The organism is Aliidiomarina sp. B3213 (genome assembly GCF_003290085.1).
Classification (GTDB): domain Bacteria; phylum Pseudomonadota; class Gammaproteobacteria; order Enterobacterales; family Alteromonadaceae; genus Aliidiomarina.
Map to the genome: position 1 here is coordinate 143,617 of NZ_QMKJ01000004.1, position 23,248 is coordinate 166,864.

24 protein-coding genes are annotated in these 23,248 nt (G+C 45.8%); 8 read left to right on the plus strand and 16 right to left on the minus strand.

Going from position 1 to position 23,248, the window contains the following annotated elements; all coding sequences use genetic code 11:
• Positions 1-34: 34 nt before the first annotated feature.
• A complete protein-coding gene (locus DQX04_RS11715) occupies positions 35-967 on the minus strand; it encodes a flagellar motor protein MotB (protein ID WP_111916122.1) in 933 nt (310 codons plus the stop codon).
• 3 nt (positions 968-970) lie between these two features.
• Positions 971-1,738, minus strand: coding sequence for a flagellar motor protein PomA (pomA, locus tag DQX04_RS11720; protein ID WP_111916123.1), 768 nt, complete (start codon positions 1,736-1,738; stop codon positions 971-973).
• A 192-nt stretch (positions 1,739-1,930) separates the two neighbouring features.
• On the opposite strand from pomA, the gene DQX04_RS11725 reads away from it, so the two are divergent.
• Genes DQX04_RS11725 through dxs form a run of 3 tightly spaced genes read left to right on the plus strand, consistent with a single transcriptional unit; the run spans position 1,931 to position 4,937 of the window.
• Positions 1,931-2,170, plus strand: coding sequence for an exodeoxyribonuclease VII small subunit (locus DQX04_RS11725; protein WP_111916124.1), 240 nt, complete (start codon positions 1,931-1,933; stop codon positions 2,168-2,170).
• A 3-nt stretch (positions 2,171-2,173) separates the two neighbouring features.
• Positions 2,174-3,067: a (2E,6E)-farnesyl diphosphate synthase gene (ispA, locus tag DQX04_RS11730; protein ID WP_111916125.1), complete on the plus strand. Its 894-nt coding sequence runs from the start codon at positions 2,174-2,176 to the stop codon at positions 3,065-3,067.
• A 4-nt stretch (positions 3,068-3,071) separates the two neighbouring features.
• A complete protein-coding gene (dxs, locus tag DQX04_RS11735) occupies positions 3,072-4,937 on the plus strand; it encodes a 1-deoxy-D-xylulose-5-phosphate synthase (RefSeq protein ID WP_111916126.1) in 1,866 nt (621 codons plus the stop codon).
• Positions 4,938-4,979: 42 nt separating this feature from the next.
• Here dxs and DQX04_RS11740 read toward each other — a convergent pair whose 3' ends face one another.
• Genes DQX04_RS11740 through yaaA form a run of 8 tightly spaced genes read right to left on the minus strand, consistent with a single transcriptional unit; the run spans position 4,980 to position 10,294 of the window.
• Complete coding sequence (locus DQX04_RS11740) at positions 4,980-5,474, minus strand: phosphatidylglycerophosphatase A (RefSeq protein WP_111916127.1); 495 nt, start codon at positions 5,472-5,474, stop codon at positions 4,980-4,982.
• On the minus strand, positions 5,471-6,454 hold the full coding sequence (gene thiL / locus DQX04_RS11745) for a thiamine-phosphate kinase (RefSeq protein WP_111916128.1): 984 nt from the start codon (positions 6,452-6,454) through the stop codon (positions 5,471-5,473). The genes DQX04_RS11740 and thiL overlap by 4 nt, the downstream gene beginning before the upstream one ends.
• A 7-nt stretch (positions 6,455-6,461) precedes the next feature.
• Complete coding sequence (gene nusB / locus DQX04_RS11750) at positions 6,462-6,881, minus strand: transcription antitermination factor NusB (RefSeq protein ID WP_111916129.1); 420 nt, start codon at positions 6,879-6,881, stop codon at positions 6,462-6,464.
• Between the two features lie 10 nt (positions 6,882-6,891).
• Entirely contained in the window at positions 6,892-7,356 is a 465-nt protein-coding gene (gene ribE / locus DQX04_RS11755; protein WP_111916130.1) for a 6,7-dimethyl-8-ribityllumazine synthase, read from the minus strand.
• A 58-nt stretch (positions 7,357-7,414) separates the two neighbouring features.
• Complete coding sequence (locus DQX04_RS11760; protein ID WP_111916131.1) at positions 7,415-8,035, minus strand: hypothetical protein; 621 nt, start codon at positions 8,033-8,035, stop codon at positions 7,415-7,417.
• Positions 8,032-8,616 carry a 1-acyl-sn-glycerol-3-phosphate acyltransferase gene (locus tag DQX04_RS11765; RefSeq protein ID WP_111916132.1) on the minus strand — a complete coding sequence of 195 codons (585 nt, stop codon included), beginning with the start codon at positions 8,614-8,616 and terminating at the stop codon, positions 8,032-8,034. The genes DQX04_RS11760 and DQX04_RS11765 overlap by 4 nt, the downstream gene beginning before the upstream one ends.
• Before the next feature lie 7 nt (positions 8,617-8,623).
• Positions 8,624-9,466, minus strand: coding sequence for a DUF3014 domain-containing protein (locus DQX04_RS11770; RefSeq protein WP_165831994.1), 843 nt, complete (start codon positions 9,464-9,466; stop codon positions 8,624-8,626).
• Positions 9,467-9,520: 54 nt separating this feature from the next.
• Positions 9,521-10,294: a peroxide stress protein YaaA gene (gene yaaA / locus DQX04_RS11775; protein ID WP_111916134.1), complete on the minus strand. Its 774-nt coding sequence runs from the start codon at positions 10,292-10,294 to the stop codon at positions 9,521-9,523.
• A 219-nt stretch (positions 10,295-10,513) separates the two neighbouring features.
• On the opposite strand from yaaA, the gene DQX04_RS11780 reads away from it, so the two are divergent.
• Positions 10,514-11,911: a S8 family peptidase gene (locus tag DQX04_RS11780; RefSeq protein WP_111916135.1), complete on the plus strand. Its 1,398-nt coding sequence runs from the start codon at positions 10,514-10,516 to the stop codon at positions 11,909-11,911.
• Positions 11,911-13,776 carry a hypothetical protein gene (locus DQX04_RS11785; RefSeq protein ID WP_111916136.1) on the plus strand — a complete coding sequence of 622 codons (1,866 nt, stop codon included), beginning with the start codon at positions 11,911-11,913 and terminating at the stop codon, positions 13,774-13,776. The genes DQX04_RS11780 and DQX04_RS11785 overlap by 1 nt, the downstream gene beginning before the upstream one ends.
• Before the next feature lie 90 nt (positions 13,777-13,866).
• On the opposite strand, the gene secF is transcribed toward DQX04_RS11785, so the two are convergent.
• The 3 genes from secF to yajC are packed head-to-tail and all read right to left on the minus strand — an operon-like array spanning position 13,867 to position 17,048.
• Entirely contained in the window at positions 13,867-14,820 is a 954-nt protein-coding gene (gene secF, locus DQX04_RS11790; protein WP_111916137.1) for a protein translocase subunit SecF, read from the minus strand.
• Between the two features lie 11 nt (positions 14,821-14,831).
• Positions 14,832-16,682, minus strand: coding sequence for a protein translocase subunit SecD (secD, locus tag DQX04_RS11795; protein WP_111916138.1), 1,851 nt, complete (start codon positions 16,680-16,682; stop codon positions 14,832-14,834).
• A 30-nt stretch (positions 16,683-16,712) separates the two neighbouring features.
• Entirely contained in the window at positions 16,713-17,048 is a 336-nt protein-coding gene (gene yajC, locus DQX04_RS11800) for a preprotein translocase subunit YajC (protein ID WP_111916139.1), read from the minus strand.
• 160 nt (positions 17,049-17,208) lie between these two features.
• Between yajC and DQX04_RS11805 the strand changes: the two genes are divergently transcribed.
• A complete protein-coding gene (locus DQX04_RS11805; RefSeq protein WP_207916385.1) occupies positions 17,209-17,820 on the plus strand; it encodes a trimeric intracellular cation channel family protein in 612 nt (203 codons plus the stop codon).
• Here DQX04_RS11805 and DQX04_RS11810 read toward each other — a convergent pair.
• From DQX04_RS11810 to hemH, 3 genes are read right to left on the minus strand one after another with little or no spacing between them, the layout of a single operon-like run.
• Positions 17,817-19,574, minus strand: coding sequence for a TIGR03545 family protein (locus DQX04_RS11810; RefSeq protein WP_111916141.1), 1,758 nt, complete (start codon positions 19,572-19,574; stop codon positions 17,817-17,819). The genes DQX04_RS11805 and DQX04_RS11810 overlap by 4 nt on opposite strands.
• Positions 19,571-20,098, minus strand: coding sequence for a TIGR03546 family protein (locus DQX04_RS11815; RefSeq protein ID WP_111916142.1), 528 nt, complete (start codon positions 20,096-20,098; stop codon positions 19,571-19,573). Before DQX04_RS11815 ends, DQX04_RS11810 begins: the two co-directional genes overlap by 4 nt.
• A gap of 15 nt (positions 20,099-20,113) precedes the next feature.
• Positions 20,114-21,202: a ferrochelatase gene (gene hemH, locus DQX04_RS11820; protein ID WP_111916143.1), complete on the minus strand. Its 1,089-nt coding sequence runs from the start codon at positions 21,200-21,202 to the stop codon at positions 20,114-20,116.
• Positions 21,203-21,313: 111 nt separating this feature from the next.
• Here hemH and DQX04_RS11825 point away from each other — a divergent pair, with 111 nt between their 5' ends.
• Both DQX04_RS11825 and DQX04_RS11830 read left to right on the plus strand, forming a co-directional pair.
• Complete coding sequence (locus tag DQX04_RS11825; protein WP_111916144.1) at positions 21,314-22,774, plus strand: RimK family protein; 1,461 nt, start codon at positions 21,314-21,316, stop codon at positions 22,772-22,774.
• Positions 22,775-23,248 carry an N-acetyltransferase gene (locus DQX04_RS11830; protein WP_111916145.1) on the plus strand — a complete coding sequence of 158 codons (474 nt, stop codon included), beginning with the start codon at positions 22,775-22,777 and terminating at the stop codon, positions 23,246-23,248.

Here is a 23,248-nt window from a genome sequence, read left to right on the forward strand (position 1 = left end):
ACTTGTTTTCGCTATGGGCGGAAAGCGACGGTAATTACTGGTCGGTTACAGCATCAATTGGTGCGCTTTCTAACGCTTCGCCTTGTAGAATGGCAATTTCCACACGACGGTTACGGCGGCGGTTGTCTTCGCTATTGTTGGGTACTAATGGGCGCGTGTCTGCAAAGCCTTGCACGGTCATTCGACTGGTGTCGAACTCATTTGCTTGGCTCATCTCTTCAGCTACGCTCACTGCACGAGCACTCGATAAGTCCCAATTAGAACTGTGCATTTCAGAGCGAATTACACGGTTGTCGGTATGACCTGAAATTCTAACTTCTCCAGGAATATTGCCAATGACACTGGCTATCTGGCGAATGATTGGACGGAACTGAGGCTGCAGGAACGCCGAACCTTGAGGGAAGGTTCCTTGTTCATTCACCCGAATAATGATCTGTTGACCCAGTTGTTCTAACTCTAACGCGCCTTCGTCAATTTGTTCGCTTAGCTGTTCTTGCAAGCGCATCATCAGTTCCATGAGTTCTTGTGCGTCTTCGTTCATATTCTGGCGTTGTTCCATTGAAGAGTTAGACTCTTCAAAGGTTGTTTCACCGCCTTGGTCACGAGAGTCACCGCCTTGCTCGCTGTCCTCACCAGCTTGGAACTCAAGCGCTTGCTGAGTCATGTCTAGCGTTTGCTGTTGAATGGTTTCAATCGGCGTAGGCTCTGGGCGGCCTGGGCGGAATTCTTGCGCAATAACACTGGTTCCGCGAGGAATGTCGGTTACTTCAATTTTGTTTTGCACACCGAAGGCAAACTTCATTGAGCCTGCAATCTGTTTAAATCGCAACACGTCCATTTCTGAGAACGCTAATAACAGAACAAAGAAACACATAAGCAGCGCCATCAAGTCGGCAAAAGTCGCCATCCATGGAGCAAGCCCCTTGGGTGGACACTTCGGACATTTTTTCTCGATGACAGCTGCCATAAATTATGCGGCCTCTTCTTCGCCGTTGTTGCGTTTTGATTGAGCCAAGTAGTTTTTCAACAAGCCTTCGATAATTCTTGGATTCTGACCGTCTTGGATTCCTAACACCGCATCCAGCATGAGCTCTTGGTTCAGCTTCTCTTCTTCCATTCTTAATTTCAGCTTAGCCACCAATGGAAGACAGATTACGTTAGCAAGGAATGCGCCGTAGAGTGTGGTTAACAACGCTACCGCCATAGCAGGCCCGATAGCTTTTGGGTCGTCCATGTTAGCCAACATAGCCACCAAACCGATCAACGTACCGATCATACCCATAGCGGGTGCAGTGTCGGCCATAGACTGGAAAATATTCGTACCTTGCTCGTGGCGTTGATACGTTAAATCAATATCTTTTTGCAGCGTTTGGCGCACTACGTCCGCGTCGTGACCATCCACCAACATGTCTATGCCCTTACGAAAAAACGGGTTGTCGATTTCCGCTTCTTCTAACGCAAGGAAGCCGCCTTTTCGCGCCGAGTCAGCCATTTCCACGGCTTTGTCGATAAGTTCAAGAGGAGGCTCAATTTTAAACATGAAGGCTTTTGCTGCGACTTTACCGGCACCAAGAAACTGGCTTAAAGAGAAGTTTGCAAGCGCAACAAAGACTGTTCCACCGAATACGATTAAGATAGACGGAACGTTGATATAAAGGCCAATATCGCCATTGAGCACCATTGCCATAACAATAAAAGCAATAGCACCGAGTATGCCGATGAGCGTTGCGATATCCACTATTTTCTCCTCACCTCTGCCGAGCGGTCCGTTTATATGGTATTTTTCATCATCAGAGACGTCGACACAACCGCTAATTCGTTTGTCTAATGAATCATATCGGCTAACAATAGGCTTTCTTTACGTTAGATCAAACTGATAGCGAATTTATTTATATTTTTCGACAACAGATAACAGCATGGAGCAACTGCAATGGCAGAACAAGATAAAGCCCCAACTTTTGAATCCGCAGTGCAAGAACTTGAGACTATTATAGAGTCTTTAGAACAAGGCGAGCTGCCACTAGAAGAAGCTCTTAAACAATTCGAGAAAGCAGTTTCTTTGTCTCGCATTAGCCAAGACAAATTAAAAGCCGCCGAACAAAAAGTTCAAATGCTTGTCGAACAAAATGGACAACAAACGTTAAATAACCTTCCTGCGGGAGAAGAATAAAGAATGCTGATGGACAAGCTGCACGCTGTTTTGCAACGTAACGAGTCATTCTTGTCGACGCATATACAGGCATTACCTACCACCTCTTCAAAGCTCAAAGAAGCTATGGAATATAGTGTCTTAAATGGTGGTAAGCGTGTACGACCTTTCTTAATTTACAGCGTCGGTGAAATGTTAGGTGCCGACGCTTCCGACTTAGACCGTGCAGCCGCAGCCATTGAGTGTATACACGCGTTTTCGTTGATTCATGATGACTTACCGGCAATGGACGACGATGCGCTGCGCAGAGGGAAGCCTACCTGTCACATCGCATTTGGAGAGGCAACTGCCATTCTAGCGGGCGACGCACTGCAAACCGAAGCATTCGCACTGTTAGCCGACAACACAAAGAGCACGTTACCGGCGGAACAAGTAGTAAAAATGGTACAAACACTAGCGCAAGCGTCGGGTTACCGCGGTATGTGTGGTGGGCAAGCCCTCGATGTTGAAGCTACCAACATTGAAGAAAAATTGTCGCTAGAAGCCCTCGAGCAAATTCATAAAAATAAGACTGGCGCGCTGATTGTCGCGGCGGTTCAACTTGGCGCGTTATGTGCGCCCAAGGTGTCACAGCAAGACTTCTTAGCCCTTACTCAGTGGGCAGAGTTCATTGGTCATGCATACCAAGTGCATGACGACATTCTCGACATTACTGGCGACACCGAAGCGTTAGGCAAAGTGCAGGGGGCAGATCTAAACCTTGAAAAGTCAACGTATCCAAGTCTGCTAGGGCTAGAGCAAGCCATAGCCACCAGAGACGCATTAGTAGAAAAAGCGCTACAAGCTCTTTCCACAATTGCGTACAATACCGAGTTATTACAAGAATTCACGCAATACCTGATAAATCGAGATCGCTAACATCATGACACAGAAGTCTACAGCGGAACTGTTTCCTCTTTTACACCGCATCGAGTCACCAGAAGATTTGAGAAGCTTACCTAAAGCTCAGCTCAATCAGGTTAGTCATGAACTGCGTCAGTTCTTGCTCAATTCAGTAAGTCAAAGTAGTGGACACCTAGCTAGTGGTTTAGGAACAGTCGAGCTTACCGTGGCTTTGCACTACGTTTATCAGACACCTTTCGACCAAATTGTTTGGGATGTTGGCCATCAAGCGTATCCACATAAAATTTTAACGGGTCGCCGTGATCAGCTTCACACTATCCGCCAAAAAGACGGACTACACCCATTTCCTTGGCGTGAAGAAAGTGAATACGACACATTGAGTGTCGGTCACTCTAGCACCTCCATAAGTGCGGCCTTGGGTATGGCCGTTGCAGCTCATGAAGAAGGGCAAAGCCGGAAGGTTGTATCGATTATTGGCGACGGTGCAATGACCGCAGGTATGGCTTTTGAAGCATTAAACCACGCCGGTGATATTGAACCTGACATGCTGGTTATTTTGAACGACAACGAAATGTCGATTTCAGAAAACGTAGGCGCGTTAAATCGTAATTTCGCACGAATTCTGTCGAGCAAGCCATACACCACGCTTCGAGAAGGTGGCAAGCAACTTCTTAAAGATATGCCGGGAATGCGTCAATTAGTCAGTCGTGCAGAAGAGCACGTTAAGGGCATGGTTACCCCAGGTACCATTTTTGAAGAATTTGGCTTCAATTATATTGGACCTATCGACGGTCACGACGTTCAAGGGCTAGTGGAAACACTGGCGAATATGAAGAACCTTAAAGGGCCTCAGCTTCTTCATATTATGACCAAAAAAGGGAAAGGATATGCGCCTGCCGAGAAAGACCCGATTGGCTACCATGGCGTACCTAAATTCGACCCGAAACATGAAGCTTTACCTAACAAGCCGGCTAGCGTACCAAGCTATTCACAAGTTTTTGGTGACTGGCTTTGTGAGAAAGCAGCTGAAGACAAAAAATTAGCAGGCATTACACCGGCTATGCGTGAAGGTTCGGGTATGGTGCAATTTGCACAAACCTACCCGAATCAGTATTACGACGTTGCCATTGCTGAGCAGCACTCAGTTACCTTTGCGGCCGGGCTAGCAATTGCAGGCAAGAAGCCTGTAGTTGCGATTTATTCGACTTTCTTGCAACGGGCATACGACCAACTGATTCACGACGTGGCGTTGCAAAACCTCGACGTACTCTTCGCAATAGACAGAGCAGGTATTGTCGGCGCAGACGGTCCTACTCACCAAGGGGCGTTCGACTTAACTTATATGCGTTGTATTCCAAATATGGTTGTCATGACGCCAAGTGACGAAAATGAATGTCGCCACTTATTAGAAACCGGTTACCAGCACCAAGGTCCTGCGGCTGTTCGCTACCCTCGCGGTAATGGTCTCGGCTTAGAACTAGAGCCCGCGCAAGCTGTTGAAATCGGTAAAGGTGTGGTTAAGCGCGAGGGTGAGAAGGTAGCCATTCTAAACTTCGGTACACTGCTCCCTGAAGCGCTTGAAGCCGCTGAAAGCCTTAACGCGACTGTTGTCGATATGCGTTTTGTGAAGCCTCTAGACCAACAAATGGTTGAGAAAATGGCTAGCTCGCACGAACTGCTCGTAACCGTGGAAGAGAACGCTATTGCTGGAGGCGCAGGCTCTGCGGTACTCGAGTGCTTACAGCAAGCACAAAATACAACTCAAGTATTACAGCTTGGTCTGCCAGACATCTTTATTAAGCATGGGTCTCAAAGCGAAGTACGAGAAGAGCTAGCGCTCGACGCGAAAGGCATATTGGCAGCTATTCAAAAGCGGTTAAATTAAACCGCTTTTGCTACAAACCTTTATTACCTAAAGAGTTATTACCTACGCAATAACACCAGGAAGTTTATCGGCTTTTAATAGCGCATGCATAATCACTAGCGTCGCTAACCCTGCTAGAACGTCGTCTAACATAACGCCTAAGCCGCCTTTGACCTTTTGATCAAACCACTTAATTGGCCACGGCTTGCGAATATCGAAAAACCGGAACAACAGGAATGCGAGCAATAAGGTTTGCCAAGCTACCGGAATCGCGATCATAGCAATCATGTAGCCCACAATTTCGTCCCAAACTATCGCACCGTGGTCAGACTGACCTAATGCAGTACCCGTTTGCTGGCAGAAATAGATACCAAGCAAGCTAAACATGACGACAATACCTAAATAAGCTTGCACTCCAAGCGGTGCAAACAATAAAACCGCTGGAATACCCACTAAAGTTCCAAAAGTTCCCGGTGCTTTGGGCGCTAACCCAGTGCCGAAGCCTAAAGAAATAAAGTGAATTGGATTTTTAATTAACGTTTTCGGATGTGGTTTCATGAGTTTGCTCCAAAGTGAACAAAGCCATTATCTGGCAGTTCAATTTCTTCCTCGTCTAAATAACAATACAGGCCGTCTTCACCGTCAATAACACCAATACAGCTTACCTGCACACCTAATTGCTTACAGACGGTTTCAAGGCTTCCTCTGCGGCTTTCTGGAACGGTGAAACAGAGTTGGTAATCATCACCGGCAAAACACTGTAAAGCCAGTCGTTGTTGCAAATCTGGAATCGTTGCTTGTAGCGCTTCAGACGCAGACAAATTTTCTAAGTGAATACGCGCACCCACCTCAGAAGCAGCCAACATGTGCCTTAAGTCGGGAATTAATCCGTCAGAAAGATCGATTGCACTGGTGGCAACGCCTCTTAATGCTTGCCCTAATGCAACCTGCGGGGTTGGAAAATGCAGCTTTTCAGTGAAGTACTCTGCGTGCGCCTTAGTGCTTTCTAAGTTGCTTTGGGCAATTTCTAATGCAGCTCGTGCGTCACCTAAATTACCCGACACATAAATTCGGTCACCTGGCTGAGCGTCACTGCGATGGATAGACTTACCGCTAGGAACAAGTCCATGAGCTGTCACCGTAAGGGTAAGCGGACCTCGTGTAACGTCACCACCAATTAAGTCGCAGTTGTAATACTGTGCGATATCCATGAAGCCTTGGGAAAAGCCTTCTAACCAAGCTTCATCGACACTCGGCAAAGTGAGGGCCAGAGAAAGCCATGCTGGCTCTGCCCCCATAGAAGCGAGGTCACTTAAATTGACTGCAACTAATTTATGGCCGATGGCTCGCGCTGAAAGGGATTCGTCGAAGTGTACGCCGGCAACCATGGTATCTGTGGTAATCAACACATCAGAGGCTTCACCCGGACTCACGACTGCGGCGTCGTCACCGATACCGGTTTTTACATCCCAACGAAGATTGTCTGATCTCTGGAAATACCGAGAGATCAGATCAAATTCTTTTTTGGACGAGTCCATATAAAATTTATTGGCGGGCAGAACGCAGGGTGTCGACGGCTTTGTCTAGTACACCATTGACGAACCGGTGGCTATCGTCAGCGCCAAATGCCTTGGCAAGTTCAATTGCTTCGTTCATTACCACTTTGTATGGCACATCGAGACGTTGCTTAAGCTCGTATGCCGCTACGCGGAGTATAGCGCGCTCAATTTGGTCAAGCTCTGAAAACGGTCTGTCCGTAAACGGAGTTAGTGCTTCGTCTAGCGAGCTAACTTGCTTAGCTACGCCTTTAAGTAGGTCTTGAAAATATTCCACGTCTACTTTGCTTACGTCGTTGTCTGTTAAAAACTCAGCTTCAATATCAGTCACTGAGTTTTCAGAAAGCTGCCAAGAGTAAACGGCTTGAATAGCTAGGCGTCTTGCCTTTCTTCGTGCTGCTGGTTTCACGCGATACTCCTTACAGTTGCGCCAGTACGTTAATCATTTCTAACGCACCAAGAGCAGCTTCAGAGCCTTTGTTTCCATGCTTCACACCAGCACGGTCAATTGCCTGCTCATCGGTGTCGGTAGTGATGACGCCAAACGAAACAGGAACACCCGTATCTAACGCTACTTGTGCTAAGCCAGAGTTCGCTTGTCCAGCAACAAAGTCGAAGTGCGGTGTACCGCCACGAATCACCGCGCCGATAGCGATAACTGCGTCGTATTTGCCGCTTGCCGCAACTTTTTTAGCGGTTACTGGCAGTTCATAAGCACCAGGAACGCGTACAACGGTAATATCGTCAGTATTAATCTGGCCAATGCGCGTAAGCGTGTCTACTGCACCTTCCAGTAATTTCTCAACAACAAAACTATTGAAGCGCGACACTACGATCGCGACTTTTTTCCCAGGTGCGGCAACACCAGCTTCTATAATGTTCATCACTTTTCCTTCGGTAGGTCAAAACCCAATTTGAATGGGGCGAAGAATATCATATTTTTTATGGATAGCGGTAAAGCAACATTCCCGCATCTGCATCTTCTGTGAAAGGGTCAAGCTCTTGGCTACTCATTATTCCCTGCAAAAACTCATAATTCTCGTGCACCGGAATAAGTACTGAGTTAAAACTCCACTCATTTGCGAGCCAGTTCATAATGTCTACGCCAAGTTGGGCAATGTCTTCGTCTTGTTCAACCTGCTGAGTAAACCACATCGACATTTCAGCTTCATAATCTTGCGCATTATAATTAGGTACGTCACTACGGCTTTGATTTACTGGATTTATATAAATCGCACCCACAATGTCCGCATAACCTAACTTGCGCACTGAGTATGTATAGCTAGCACCAGCGTTATGTTGTGAAACATGGTGCTGCACCATGTTGGCGTTCATTTCCACAGTAATCTTTGCGGTAGGCCATCCCCAGCCCAGAACATTGTATAGATAAGGCGCTGAGCTAAAGTATGCGCTATGAAAAAGGGTTGCGTCTCTTGTTTGCAAAGGGGCAATAACCCAAGCACTGCCTTCCCATATATCCGGCGACTGCTCACCCTCTTCTTGAAATGCGGTCACATAACTAGGTAACAACAATATTAGAGCAATCAAAATGCGTACTATCATGCTAGCTCCGGTCGCTTACCTTGTGCTTGGCCAGTAAAAGCCTTGACTGCAGCAAGTCCAACATCAATGTCTTCAATGTGAATAGGTTCGCCAATCTGGATTTCTCTGCTTTGAAAGCAGAGTGCAACAGGAATCACAGGAACTTTCGCGTCACGAGCCATGTAAAGGAAGCCTTTTTTCCATTCTTCGACTTTACTACGCGTGCCCTCTGGCGATAAACCCAGAAGTAAGTGTTCACGTTCATTAAAGGCTGCAACCATTTCACCAACTACGCCTTTAGCGCTACCACGGTTCACAGGAATGCCACCCATTGCCATAAGTAGGCGCTTTACAGGAAAGACAAAAATAGAGTGCTTACCCAAGAACGAGATTTTCAACCGCAATGCAAACATGGCGAATATGCCTACAAAGAAGTCCCAATTCGAGGTATGTGGCGCAACAGCAATTACCGCTTTAGGAATGTCGGGTAACTCGCCGGTAATTTTCCAACCGCCCAAACAACGAAGGCCCAGTCGTCCAAACCAACGACCGAACCTTCCATTTCTAACGGGCAAATGCTGCCACTGCTTTTCCGACTGCATAGAACCTTTAGTTATTCAAAGCATTCAATAGTCGGGTTAATTTAGCTTTAACACGGCGCATGTTGTCAGGGCCTAAACGAATCATTTGACGCTGTGCCGCTGGCAGAGACTCTAAAGACTCGTCGGCGAACGTGTACATCACTTCGTCGTCATTCAATGCCAAGCGACCGTTTTGTTCAGGCGCCGCATTTAGCACGCTAACCGCGCGACGAACGCGATCTCTGAAATCAGCACCAGGACGAGAAACTTCAGCGTAAGCTTCATCAAATAACGGTTCAAACTGTTCAAACACAGCAACCATTGCGTCTTCGTCTAAACCAACGAACCAATCTACAATTGCGTCGTAGCGCGCATAACTACGTGGGTCGATATATGTTGTGTCACCGCTTTCTTGCACCATAAAACGCTCTGAAGGGCCATCAATAACGGCAGCGTCACGGGCAACGATACCTGCAGCAATGTTATCGATAAACACCACAAGATCGCGAATAAGGTTTTCACTAGTTACTGGGTCGGTATCTACTGAGCGCTCGTCTAACGCACTCATTACCGCAGGTGTACTTTCGTTCAAACCGGGTAATGGATCTGGCTCAGGTTCCGTAACCACACGGTCTGTAATCGGTGGACTTTCTTCTTCTACTTCTTCAACGGGGTCGGTTACAACTTCTTCTTCCTCGGGCTCAACTTCCATAGAAACTTCTTGTTCTACTGGTTCTGGATCAGGCTCCGGCTCACCGCCGCTAAATACTGTCCAACCGATAATCACAATTACGATAACGGCGATAACCGCAACAATGATTGTCGTTTTTTGATTTTGCCCTGTTTGTTCTGTTGAATTTTCTTCGCGCATAATCATCCTTCCCGTTTAAATACTGTGTCGATTCAACCGAGCTTCAAGTCGCAACTATTGTTCTTCGCGACGAAATACCAGTTCATTTCCCTTAGAAAGATTAGCATCAAATTCATATCCTGCTGAATTAAATGCTTTCAAATCTTCAACCGACTTCGGTTGCTTCTCTAAAATGAAACGAGCCATAAGCCCTCTTGCCTTTTTAGCATAGAAACTGATTACTTTTAATTGGCCATTCTTTGTATCTTTAAAAATTGGCGTAATAATCTCTGCATTCAATGCTTTAGGCTTCACAGACTTAAAATACTCGTTTGAAGCCAGGTTCACCAGTACTTTGCTATTAATTTCTTCCAATGCTTGGTTTAACGACGCTGTAATCGTGTCACCCCAAAAGGTATATAAGTCTTTTCCGCGTGGGTTTTGCAGCTTGGTACCCATTTCTAAACGATAAGGTTGCATTAGGTCTAACGGCTTCAAAGTACCGTACAAACCAGACAGAATACGCATGTGTTTCTGGCCATATTCCCACGTATTACCGCTAAGCGAGTTAGCGTCTAGGCCTGTGTATACATCACCGTTAAATGCGAATACTGCCTGCTTGGCATTATCTGTTGTGAAAGGCGTACTCCATTCTTGGAAACGAGCAGCATTCAAACCGGCTAGCTTATCGCTGATACTCATTAATGAACCAAGCTGTTGCGGAGAAAGTTCACGACAAATATTAATTAGCTCTTGAGCAGGCTTAAGAAGTTCCGGCTGCGTATACTCAGAAACCGGGCCAGGCGTTTCATAATCTAAATTCTTGGCGGGAGAAACAACGAATAGCATGTGTTTACCTCTTTGATAACTTTAGTCAAAAGTCTACCACAGGAATACCTCTGGAAAAGTACCGGAAATTAGATACCCTTATTCGGATTTTCCAGACTAATTTGACAACACCCGCAATCAATGCAACAAAATAAACACAAACAACTTTTAAACTCAGTTGCTTGATATATGAAATGTTAATTTTAGTTTTACAACAAGGACTCCTCATATGAAACATCAATGGAAGTATTTACTAGCACTTACTATAATCGGCGCAATCTTTACCCCCCCCCCTACTCTCACGCGGAAACTTACGAAGAAGCCTTCTACCAGAACCACATTAAAGATCGATATATTGTGCGTTTTAACGAAGGACATCGAATGGCTCCACAAGCAGTCAGAGCATTAACCACTCAGTTTGCCAATCAACAGAATATCGAAGTAGGTTCAGTTTTTGACCATGTTTTACAGGGGTTTTCTGCTTCTATGCCTGCTGCGCGTGCTGAAGCTTTAGCACGGAACCCAAATATACATTCTGTTGTGCCGGTGGCCCCTATGCACCTTAACACCTACACTCAAAATGGTCCGGACTGGGGACTCGACAGGATTGACCAAATCGACCTGCCATTATCAAGTACTTATACCACCAACTATCAAGGTGACAATGTCAGAATTTATATCGTGGATTCAGGTGTAAAAAACTCCCATCAAGAAATGAGCGGAAGAGTCACACAGTACTTCGACCGTTATGGTGACAGTAGTTATATTCATCAATCCTCTGTGACTGAGACCTTTTGTCCCGACGGACCTCCGCCTCCAGAAGACGAATTAAGACGACAAAGTATTCTAGCGAGAAGCCATGGTACTCATGTAGCTGGAATAGCTTCAGGCCAAAACTATGGTGTTGCCAAGCAAGCGGAGATTTACGATGTTCGAGTGGCTAACTGTTATGGTCATAGTAGTACCGCGTCTGTAATCAGCGGGCTAAATGCAATTCGCGACTTTAACACTTCAAATTTGATTTCAGTAATTAACTTGAGTTTAGGAGCGACTGTAACAGAAGAGAACGAAGTCGCGTATGAGCAATTAGAAATAGCCATAAACCAGTTAACGAATTCTAACGACTTTATCGTAGTGGCGTCTGCAGGAAACGGGAATGCAGATGCTAGCAATACGACTCCGGCGAGAATATCCAGTGTTGTAACAGTTGGAGCTTCCAACAGCAATGATGCAAAAGCGAGTTTTTCCAATTATGGTGCAGTTATAGATATCTTTGCACCTGGAGAAAGTATTACTTCCGCTACCTATAATTCAAATTCTTCGTATGGCACCGCCGACGGAACATCGATGGCAGCTCCTTTCGTTTCCGGAGCCCTTGCTTTATTAATTGAAGAAAATATAGGTTTACCCGTTGTCCCGAGTGATATTATAACCTCATTAATTAACCATGCTAGCTTGAACAAGTTATATCAGGTCCCAAGTGGAACAGCTAACAAGCTCCTCTACATTCCAAATGATGGTGAAGACGGAAGCTCCGGTGGTGGCTCAGGTGGTTCTGGAGGAGGCTCAGGTGGTTCTGGAGGAGGCTTTGACTGCCCATATATGGATGAAAACAACAATTGGGTGATGTGCCAATAATGAACAACTCAACTATTAAAAATACTTTGAAAGCGGCGCTAGTTTTACTAGCGCTTGTTTCCTTTCCTAATTATGCAGGCTTTACGCCTAAACAATTATTTTTGCCCGAAATGAATGTCGAAACCGATGAGATTTTTGGACAAAGAATTACTGTAGGCAGTGGGTATGCGCTATTTCACTCTGTTTCAACCGATGTTGGTGGAGGTTACGTAAGGCTGTTTACGCCAGACTCAAATGGTCATTGGCGTGAAACACAAGTTTTGAGAGGAGAGGCATTTACTTTTGGCCTGCGCATTTCGGTAGATGGTAATCGTTTCTTTGTTGCTGACAATGAGGCACGCCAAGGCGATAACGCGAGTGAATTCGCTTCGGGTGTAATATTTGTATATGAATTTAATTCGCAAACGCAACAAGCAACCTTAATTGGGGAAATTAATAGACCAAAATTAGGTATTGATAGCTTTGGCGAGAGAATTACTTATGATAGTGGCTGGTTAGTCACCTCAACCCCGTTAGACCAACTTGGAACTGACGGTGGTTTAGAGGGTGGTAAACTCTTTATTTTCAAAGAAAACGACAATTCCCAGTGGGGATTTCACTCAGAAATAGCACCCGAAGGATTTGAATTGCAAAGTAGTGCTTACAATTCTTTTGGGGACGTAATAGATATTAGCTATCCGTGGTTAGCTGCTTATGGCATTAGCTTGCATAACTCACTAACTGACGATATTGGTCCAGAAATTCAACTCTTTAAGCACGACGTTGAGACTGATGATTGGCAATTTCATCAAACTATTGAGACCGTGGGCTTCGAAGAGCCTGCTGACGGTTTACGCAATATGCGTAACCTAGAGTTAGTAAATCATGATCTCATCTTTAAAGGTGTAAAAGAAGACGATGCTCACTACGTTTCCCACTACCGATACAGTGAAGTTGACGATATTTGGAGCCTTCACAATCAGTTCAATTACGAATTAGGGCAAGCAGACATATCGAATAACCCGGCAAGAAACTCTTTTGCTAAACACATCAGGTTAGATGGGAATCGTCTTTATATTGGGACCCCCTTAGCCAAACTCTACGACGAAAACGAGATTTTCAATTCATTAGGAGAAGTTTTAGTATTAGAGCGCTCAACTGCTTCGTCAAACTGGGAAGAGGTACAGCGATTTTACGCTCCAATTCCTCCAGAAACTCTTCGTCCCTCTACCCCCGTCCGGACAGGGCAACTGGGCTCATTTATGGACATCACCCCTAATGGAGAGCTATTTGTCGCAAGTGGAAGCGCCTATGTTTTTGGTGAAGGTAATCGAGGAGCTGTTTACTTATACACCGCAGAAGACAACACCATACCTATGCGCCTCGAGAGTAATGCAGTCTCTCGAAACGTCGCCGAGAATGAGAGCTTCCAAGTGTCTCTGAATGTCGATAATTTGTCTGAACGTACCGTAAGCAACGTATTGATTGAGATTGACCGATATGCAGGAGGGGATGCGCCTCGTGTTCACTTGGAAGATGCAAGCCATACCTGCTGGGAAGAAGCTACGGACCTCTTCTATCGTTGTAAAATTGATAGCCTACAAGCGCTGTCTGGCGATACGGTTGAACTCGACTTAAGAGCTACTGAAACAGGCGAATATAATCTTAATTTCCGGTTGTTCGCGGCTCCTCAGGACGATATTCCGGAAAACAGAGAACTGTCCGTCGCACTGGATGTAGACGATAACGTAACTACGGAACCTGAACCCGAGCCTAAGCCCGATTCTGGCTCCAGCTCGGGTTCTAGTATAAACCTGTCAGCACTCCTCATGCTGTTGTTACTTATTGGCGTTTCGCAATACAGAGTAAATCGCTTACGCCCATAATAAATAACAACAATCTGAATACTCGAAAACAAAAAAGGACAGAGTTTTCACTCTGTCCCTTTTATTTTACCTGAAGCTAAGAAAACTCAACTACATCATTGCTTCTTGGTCTTCGCCTTCTTTTTCTATTTCAGGAGGCATTAGCGATTCACGCGAAATACCGAACGCCAGAACGATCGTGCTGCGCGTAAATACTGATGAATACGTACCTACAATTACACCGATCATCATGGCAATAGAGAATCCATGAATCATCGTGCCACCGAATAAGAACAGCGTCACAATAACCACTAGCGTTGTTAATGAGGTCATTAAGGTTCGACTCATGGTCTGGCTCAATGAAATATTAATAACGCTTTCTGGGTCTTCCTTACGTAACTTTCTAAAGTTCTCACGAATACGGTCGGCTACAACGATACTATCGTTCAACGAGTAACCGATAACCGCAAGAAGTGCTGCCAGAATAGTTAGGTCAACTTCTATTTGAAGAAGCGAGAATATCCCCAGAATCATCAATACGTCTTGGAACAAACCAATAACCGCAGAGAGTGCCAAACGCCATTCGAAGCGGAACGATACATAAGCAAGAATACAGATCATGGCTACAATAAGCGCCAAACCACCTGCCTCTGCCAGCTCATCACCCACTTGCGGTCCCACAAACTCAACACGACGAATAACTAGGTCTTCGTCCATGTTTTGGCGAAGTATCATCAACAACTGGTCGCCAATAGACTCCGACTCCACGTTTTCGCGAGGAGGAATACGTACTAACACGTCGCGCTGTGTGCCGTAGTTTTGCACGATTGCGTCTGCTAATTCGTTTTCTGCTAGCACCGTACGTAATTGGCTAAGGTTTGCTGGCTGAGAAAAGCCTACCTCAACCAATGTACCGCCAGTGAAGTCTAATCCCCAGTTTAGTTTGTTCACACTTAAACTGGCGATCGCGAGAATAGCAATCACGATACTAAGAATCGTGGTATGCATTCTCCAATTCATAAAACGAATCGGATTATTTTCGTCTACCTTTGTTATCTCAAACATTTGCCCTCTCCCTAGATCGACAGCTCAGAAAGACGCTTGTTGCGTCCCCAGGTGAGGTTAATCACCGCGCGTGTGCCAGTAATCGCCGTAAACATTGAAGTTACGATACCGATTGCGAGTGTTACCGCGAAGCCCTTAATTGAACCTGTACCCACAGCGAATAGGATTAAAGCAGTGATTAAGGTTGTAATGTTGGCGTCGGCAATTGTAGAGAAAGCATTTTCGTAACCGCGAGCAATAGCTTGTTGTGGGCTACGACCTTCCTTAAGTTCTTCACGAATACGCTCGAAAATAATAACGTTCGCGTCGACCGCCATACCCACGGTGAGAAGAATACCCGCCATACCCGGCATGGTTAACGTTGCACCAGGAATCATCGACATTACACCAACGATCATCACAAGGTTGGTCAACAACGCCATATTCGCCACAAGACCAAACTTACGATAGTAAATACCCATGAAGATAAGTACTAATACGAAGCCTGCCATAATTGCGGTAAGTCCAGACTTCACGTTTTCAGCACCTAAGCTCGGTCCCACTGTACGCTCTTCTACGATTTGAATCGGTGCAATCAAAGCACCAGAGCGAAGTAATAGCGCTAAGTTTTGTGCGTCTTGCACTGAACCAACACCAGTAATGCGGAAGTTACTACCTAAGCGCTCGGAAATATTCGCAACACTTACAACTTCTTCCAGGCGATCAAACTCTAAGCTACCGTCTGGTCTTGTTTCACCGGTGGCAATAAACTCGATAAATAACGTTGCCATAGGGTCGTTAACTCGGTCACGCGTAGCTAGTGACATCATACGGCCACCCGCAGCGTCGAGCGTAATACTTACTTGCGGACGACCGTTTTCGTCGTAACCCGTATTTGCGTCGACAATATGATCACCGGTTAGAATCACTCTATTTTCCAGTAATACTTGTCCGCCACCACGTTGGTTATACAGTGTACTACCGAAAGGAACACGGCCTTCCATCGCGTCGCGCAAGTCACTGTCTGTGTCTACGAAACGGAACTCAAGAGTTGCAGTAGCACCCAGAATTTCTTTCGCACGAGCCGTGTCTTGTACACCTGGAAGTTCAACCACGATACGGTCTTGACCTTGGCGCTGAATCACAGGTTCAGCTACACCAAGCTCATTCACACGATTTCGTAAAATAGTTACGTTTTGCTCAATCGCGTTCGAACGGGTTTCTTGCAATTGCACGTCGGTCATCATTAAACGAACGGTGCGCGTGCTGGCGTCTGCGTCAAAGTCATAACCTTGGTACTGGTTACGCAATGAAGCTACAGCCGCTTGGTAGTCTTCTTCGGTACGAAGTTCGATAACTACGTTGTTACCTTCTTCAGCGACTCTGCTATAGCGAATACGTTCTTCAATAAGGCGGTCGCGCACAGAAGTGGTCATTTGCTCACGAATTTTACGCAGAGCTTCTTGCATGTCCACTTCCATTAAAAAGTGCACACCACCTCGAAGGTCAAGGCCTAACTTAAGCGGCATACCCCCAATAGTTTTCAGCCATTCCGGCGTTGCAGGTGCCAAGTTAAGCGCCACGATGTATTGGGTGCCCAAGGCATCGACCAACGCTTCACGCATGGCCAACTGCTCTGTGTCCGAGTTCAAACGCACCAGAATTTGGTCGTTTTCCATGGTAACTCCGCGCGGTGAAACACCGTTCGCTGCGAGTTCAGACTCTACTTGTTGTAGTGTTTGTGTGTTTACTTCTCCACCACGAGTGGCAGAGATTTGAATGGCGTGGTCTTCACCATACAAGTTTGGTAGCGCGTAAAGCGTACCCACTAACACAACGAGCAGAATGACTAAGTTTTTCCACAAGGGGTATCTGTTTAACACAGTCCTTTCCTTCGTTTGTTTTTCTCAAAATTAAAGAGTTTTGATAGACCCTTTAGGTAATACAGTTGCTACTGCAGCTTTTTGAACTGTTACGTTGGTCGTTTCAGACAAAGACACAACCATCATGTCGCCTTCTGCATCGATTTTCTCGATTTTGCCAATTAAACCACCTTGCATAAGCACTTCGTCACCTTTACTCAATGACTCGATAAGGCTTTTGTGGTCTTTCATGCGCTTTTGCTGAGGACGTAAAATCATGAAATAGAAGATTAAACCAAAAACAACCAGCATGATAACCAAAGACATTGGGCTACCTTGTTGTGGTGCGCCAGCCGCAGCGTGGGCGTTAGCAATTAGAAAATCCATGGTATTTCCTCTTTTATATTTGTAATGAAGCCCCGTATTGTATACGAAGGCGTAGTAAATCGAAACGCAACTAAACAGATACTTGTTATCCTTCGTCGCGCTTTCTATTATCTTCCCATAAACCCTTTACATGAGTCCTTATGAACAGGAGTTCAATAGCTTGAATTGGATTTATTTTGCCGACCTTGCTGGCTGCGCTGTATTCGCTATCGCGGGCACACTTTTAGCCTTTAGAAAACAAATGGATGGATTCGGCGTTATTGTACTCGCATCAGCTACTGCGATTGGGGGCGGAACCACAAGAGACCTTATTCTAGACGTGCCCGTATTTTGGGTTGCCGACCCGACTTATTTTGCGGTTATTGCTGGCTCGGCATTGGGGACTATTGTTTGGTTAAGGTTTAAAGCCTACATTCCGGTAAATCGATTACTTTTTGCAGACGCTTTAGGTATCGCTTTCTTCACCGTGTTGGGCGCAGAAAAAGCATTGAGCAATGGGGTTCACCCAATTATTGCGGTTATTCTTGGAACGATGACAGCGGTATTTGGTGGCATGATTCGTGACGTTTTAGCAAGAGACGTACCCATGGTATTAAAAAGCGAACTTTACGCCACCACATGTATTGCCGGTGGCGTACTTTTCGTATTGCTATACCCACTTCACCCAGGCATCGCAATGGTTTCAGCGATGCTCGCCACACTAGGGTTACGCTTAGGTGCAATTCGTTACCATTGGTCGCTAACCGTTTTCAAAGAGCCGCCAGGCTACTAGTTGCCGCCAATACGCTCTCGTAGTAATCGCAGTGCTCGGTCTCTTTCTGACTCGATTAAATCATCAAGCTCAGTTTCAAGCACTGCGGTAAGCGACTCTTGCAAAGACTGCCCCTCTGCACGTTGCGCTTCAACAGCACTGAGCCATTGCGTGGCCGAGCTATTCGCGGGTGCAATAATGTTCTGCAATCGCTCCTCACCAGCTTCAACCTGTCCCTCTAATCCAGAACGAAGTTGGTTGGCAAAAGCGCCAGCAAGCTGCTCGTCTAGGTCTGTTTCTATTGCAAAACTCGGCGACGTTGTTTCTCCGGAAAGGTTTAGCCCCAAAGAGAACGACTGTATAGAAGAAAAGAGCTGCTCTAAGCGAGGAGCTACTGGACTTTCACCGCCAAAGTCCATTTCCACAGAACTCAGGTCAAAACCGCCTTGCCCTGAAAGTTCCGAGCCTTCAACACGAGTGCTACCTTGAGTATTCACCCCAGCTTGCAATAACTTGGCGGTAAGGCTCTCCGAGTTGAGCAATGTCATGTCTGTGAGGTTCAAGCCCAAAACTTGCCATTGTTGTTGGCCTAACAATTGCCCGCCGGCAAATGACATATCCCCAGACAATGCCAACGAACTCCAACGCTCGGTTGCTCCGGCATTCACAGCAAAGGTCGTCGGTTCGCCAATTAAACCATGCTGGTAAGTTAAATTATTAATATTCACTGCCAGCGCACCCTGCCACTGAGCAAAGTTAACGTTTATTTGTTCAATCAAGAATTTGGGACGGTTTTCGCTTAAGTCCACATAGCGCCCTTCCCAGCGAGACGGACGCTGCTGTTCGTCGCGCGCACTTTTCAATTTAGGAGCAACCCACTGGAAGATAGAGTTCCCTCGTGTCACCCACTTCTCCACCGTAGGCCCAAAAAGAATACCGCTCCAATTAGGTAAGGAATCGGGGCTCAGCGATAGCAAGTTATTCAGCCGCGACAAGTCGCCACCTGCAACCTGTTGCAACTCTGTAAGCTCATGGCGGGTTACGGCGAGCGTGTCTGAGCTTAAGGCAATAAACACCTCGACTTGCTCAGCAGCACTTTTCACGTCGTCTTTCAAATCATTTAAGTTTTCTCGAGCTTCCAGAATTTCGCGTGGAGACTCTGGCTTAGACTCAATAATTGCCTCTAACCGTTCCTGAAATTCAGCGAGCTGTTCTTCATCGGGCAGGTTTTCTCTGGCTTCCTCAACCGCCTCGCGGCGCTCCGCTAGGTTAGCCTGGAACTGCTCAACTTTTTCTTCCGTTTGCAACGCTAGTCGGTCAATAAGCTCTTCTGTGTCGGGCAAAGACACATTCCAAGCAGCAAGTTGTTCCTGCCAGTTCTGTCTAGCCGCTTCGGTTTCTGGATTTCTATCCACCCAACCTCGGCTACTTCGTTCGGTATCGAAAGCAACGCCTTCCACCGCAACTTCACGCGCAAAAAAGCGTCCACGCATAAGCTCTCTAAAGCTAAGTTGCACGGTTAGCTTGCCTATTTGAGCCCGATTACTTTCCGGTGCGCGTGGGTTGGTCGCTTCGATATTAATGAGATCAACTTTGAATGGCGATGCCTGCCATTCAACTTGTTCAATATTCACTTCAGCATTATTTAGGGTGGATAAGCCATGCTCTGCAGTCCAACGAATAACCGTGTCACTCAGAAGGTAAGCTATGAACCCGATGCCCGTTAATATTCCGATAAATGAGGCAGCACCGTACCATCTAAACCACTTATTCATAGCTGCCCCCTTGCATGCAAACCACTGAGGCTTCTATATACTCGCCAAAACTTAGTGCCCTTCAGCACCTGCATGATGGGCCACTTATTGACTCTGGCTTGAATGTCTTTGCGGTAGTGCACCACTAACCATTTAAAAAAGAATATCGCAGGCACAAACAGTACTAAGCTCACGACTGTTGCTCCTAAGCGAATGGTGTGATGAAGCTGGAAAATCCATAACCAATTGGCTTGCTCGTAGCTTTGCCAGAAACTACTGAGCCCCTGATGCGCCAATAACCATTCCCCTAAACTATGGAACAAAGGATCGAGTAAATAAGCGGTTCCTGTAAAAAAGAGCCAACAAGCAAGAAATAAGCTTCCGTTCACCCGGAGTGAAAACACGATGCCTACAATAATGAGCACTTGCAGGCTTAACAACGGAATAAAACCCGCACACATAGCCAGCGCAGCGGCAGCCGCCAAAGACCAGGGGCTTGTTTCCGAGTTTAATGCCTTCATGAGTTTGGCAAACAAGTTCAACATAAAGTTTTGTCCTTCCTAAGACACTGTATCCATGACTTTAGTGGCGTTTTGCTTGGACTGCTGCGCACTTTCATCACTCTGCGCTTGCCACCCTTGAATATTTTCTTCGACCAAAGATTTTAGCAGTTGAATGTGACTCGGCTGTGAATTTAGACAAGGGATATAGCTAAATGACTCACCTCCAGAGTCCATAAAATACTCACGATTTTCTTCGTCGATTTCTTCTACAGTTTCCAGACAGTCTGAAGAAAACCCTGGGCAAATCACCTGAATATTCTTCACCCCTTGCTTCGGCAGAGCCTTCATAGTTACATCCGTGTAGGGTTGAAGCCATTCCTCTCGACCAAACCGTGACTGGAACGTGGTCATATATTCAGACTCGTCTAGACCCAAGTGCTCGGCAACCAAGCGAGTGGTTTTATAGCACTCACAGTGGTACGGGTCGCCTTTCAGCAAATATTTTTTAGGTACGCCATGATAAGAAAATATCAGCTTGTCCGCGCTACCATGTTCTTCACGGTGCTTGCGTACTGTGTTGGCAATAGCTTCAATATATTGCGGGTGGTCATGGTAATGACTTACAAATCTAAAGTCTGGCAGCCAGCGGCGCTTCATAAAGTCTTGTGCAATGGCGTCGAAGGTTGAAGCCGAAGTTGAGCCTGAATACTGAGGGTATAGAGGTAACGCCAATAATTTTCGAACCCCAGCGTTCATTAATTTTTCAATTGCCGAATCCACCGAAGGGTTACCATAACGCATGGCAAATTCGACGACGATATCATCGCCATACTCTTCTTTGAGTGCTTCTTGTAATAACTTGGCTTGGTTTTGTGTGTGTACCAATAGAGGTGAACCCTCTTGAGTCCAGACTGTTCTGTAGGCTGCAGCTGAGCGACGCGGGCGAATACGTAGAATAATTCCGTGCAAGATAACGCGCCAGAGAAGTCGAGGTACTTCAACCACTCGAGGGTCAGCAAGAAATTGTCCTAGGTACTTACGAAGCGCAGGCGTCGTTGGCGCATCGGGAGTGCCTAAATTAAGTATTAAAACCCCTAATTTTCCTCTTTCTCCATGCTTAAAGTCACTTCTGCCTCTATACTTCATTCAACGTAGCCTTTATTTTTAAATTTCAGTGAAAAACGCTTGTGTAAATTTATAGTTTAAGCGATAAATGCGCCACCGTTTTAGTAACGGTTTTATCTATTAAGAGAATCTATGCAACACACACCATTAATCATTCTTGATGACCTTTTAGACTGGCAACCGTACCATCCTAGCCAATCTACGATTAGCGCCGGCGACTATATTACCGACCAAGATCTAAAACGTCGTGCTCCCATTATAAACCTTTGTGATGATTTAAGTTATTTGTCTAACGGGTATTACGTTAGTTTATTAGCTGAAGCACGTGGGCAGCGCGTTTTGCCCTCGGTTTCTACTATTAACGATCTTATGAACGTTGCTCAATACCAAGTCTTTTTCAGAGACTTGAACAAGCAGCTGAAAAAGTACGTCAAAGAAAGCGACACCGATTCCAAGGAAGTTCGCTTGCTTATTTGTTTTGGTCAGTGTCAAAACGACAACTTAAGCCAGCTTGCGCGACAGCTGTTCGAAGCCTATCCGTGCCCGATTCTTGAAGCTGAATTTAGGCTTGAAGGTCGTTGGTTTATCAATTCATTACGTAATAGGCCACTTTCGGATCTTAATGATCAAGAACAAGACCTGTTTGCCCATGGTTTAGAGAAGTTTAGTAAGAGTGTGTGGCGCAAAGCAAAAGCGCGGCAAGAATATAAGTATGATTTAGCTATTCTTTACGACCCTAACGAATTCGTACCTACGAGTGACAAAAAAGCACTGCAAAAATTTGTTCGTATAGCGAAGGACTTTAATATTGAAGCCGAATTGATTACCCAAGAAGACTACGGACGATTATTAGAGTTCGACGGCTTGTTTATTCGTGAGAATACTAAAATAAACCACTATACCTACCACTTCGCTAAGAAGGCGGAAGCAAATGGCATGGTGGTGATCGACCACCCAGACGCCATTTTACGTTGTGCGAATAAGGTGTTTCTGAATGAGTTACTAGAGAAACACAAAATTCCACGACCTAAAACCGAAATTGTTGTGAAGTCTGAACACCTCGATGTAGAGGGCATTGCGTCTCGGTTTGGTTTTCCGTTAGTGCTTAAAATTCCAGACGGTTCATTTTCTGTGGGCGTAGAGAAAGTTCGAAACGAAGAAGAGCTTCATAGTATCTCAGAAGAATTGTTCAGGAAGTCGAGTATATTGCTCATTCAAGAATGGTTGCCCACCGACTTTGACTGGCGCATCGGCGTGCTCAACAACCGGGCTGTATATGCTTGCCAATATTTTATGGCGCGCAACCATTGGCAAATATATAACCATGCCGAACAAGGAAAGAATAAGAGTGGTTCCTTTACTTGTATTGGGGTACACCAAGTACCTAAAGACGTGATCAAAATAGCGCTTCAGGCGACTCGATTGATTGGTGACGGTTTGTATGGTGTCGATATAAAAGAAACACCAAAAGGCCCTGTTATTATTGAAATTAACGACAACCCTTCCATTGAGTCGGGTGTCGAAGACTTATACCTCGGAGACGAGTTGTATCGAATCGTGATGAGTGACTTTTTACGACGCATGGAAGACTAAATGACTCTGTCTGTTCGTTCGGCAACTGCAGATGACGTTGCCGAACTTGTAGCTTTAGAACATCGTTGCTTTACTGGCGACCGTATTGGTAAAGCGTCATTTCGACGCTTTACCCAAATAGCTTCAGCAAAGTTATGGATAGTTCAAAGTAGCGAAATAAAAGACAAAATTGCGGGTTACGCCATTACATTAACGCGTAAAAACAGCAAATGGTGGCGCGTCTACTCAATAGCTACTGCACCTGAAGCTAGAGGCACTGGCGTAGGTAAGTTTCTGATGAATCACATCATTACCGCTTGCCGTAACGCTAAGGCAGCTGGTGTATCGTTGGAGGTAAAAGACTCCAACATTGGTGCCATTACGCTGTATCGCGCACTAGGTTTCGAAGTGACCGACTTACTTGCTCAATATTACGAAGACGGAAGTGATGGTTATCGTATGCGCTTATCACTTCCGCCAGCTTTAAAAAGTTAA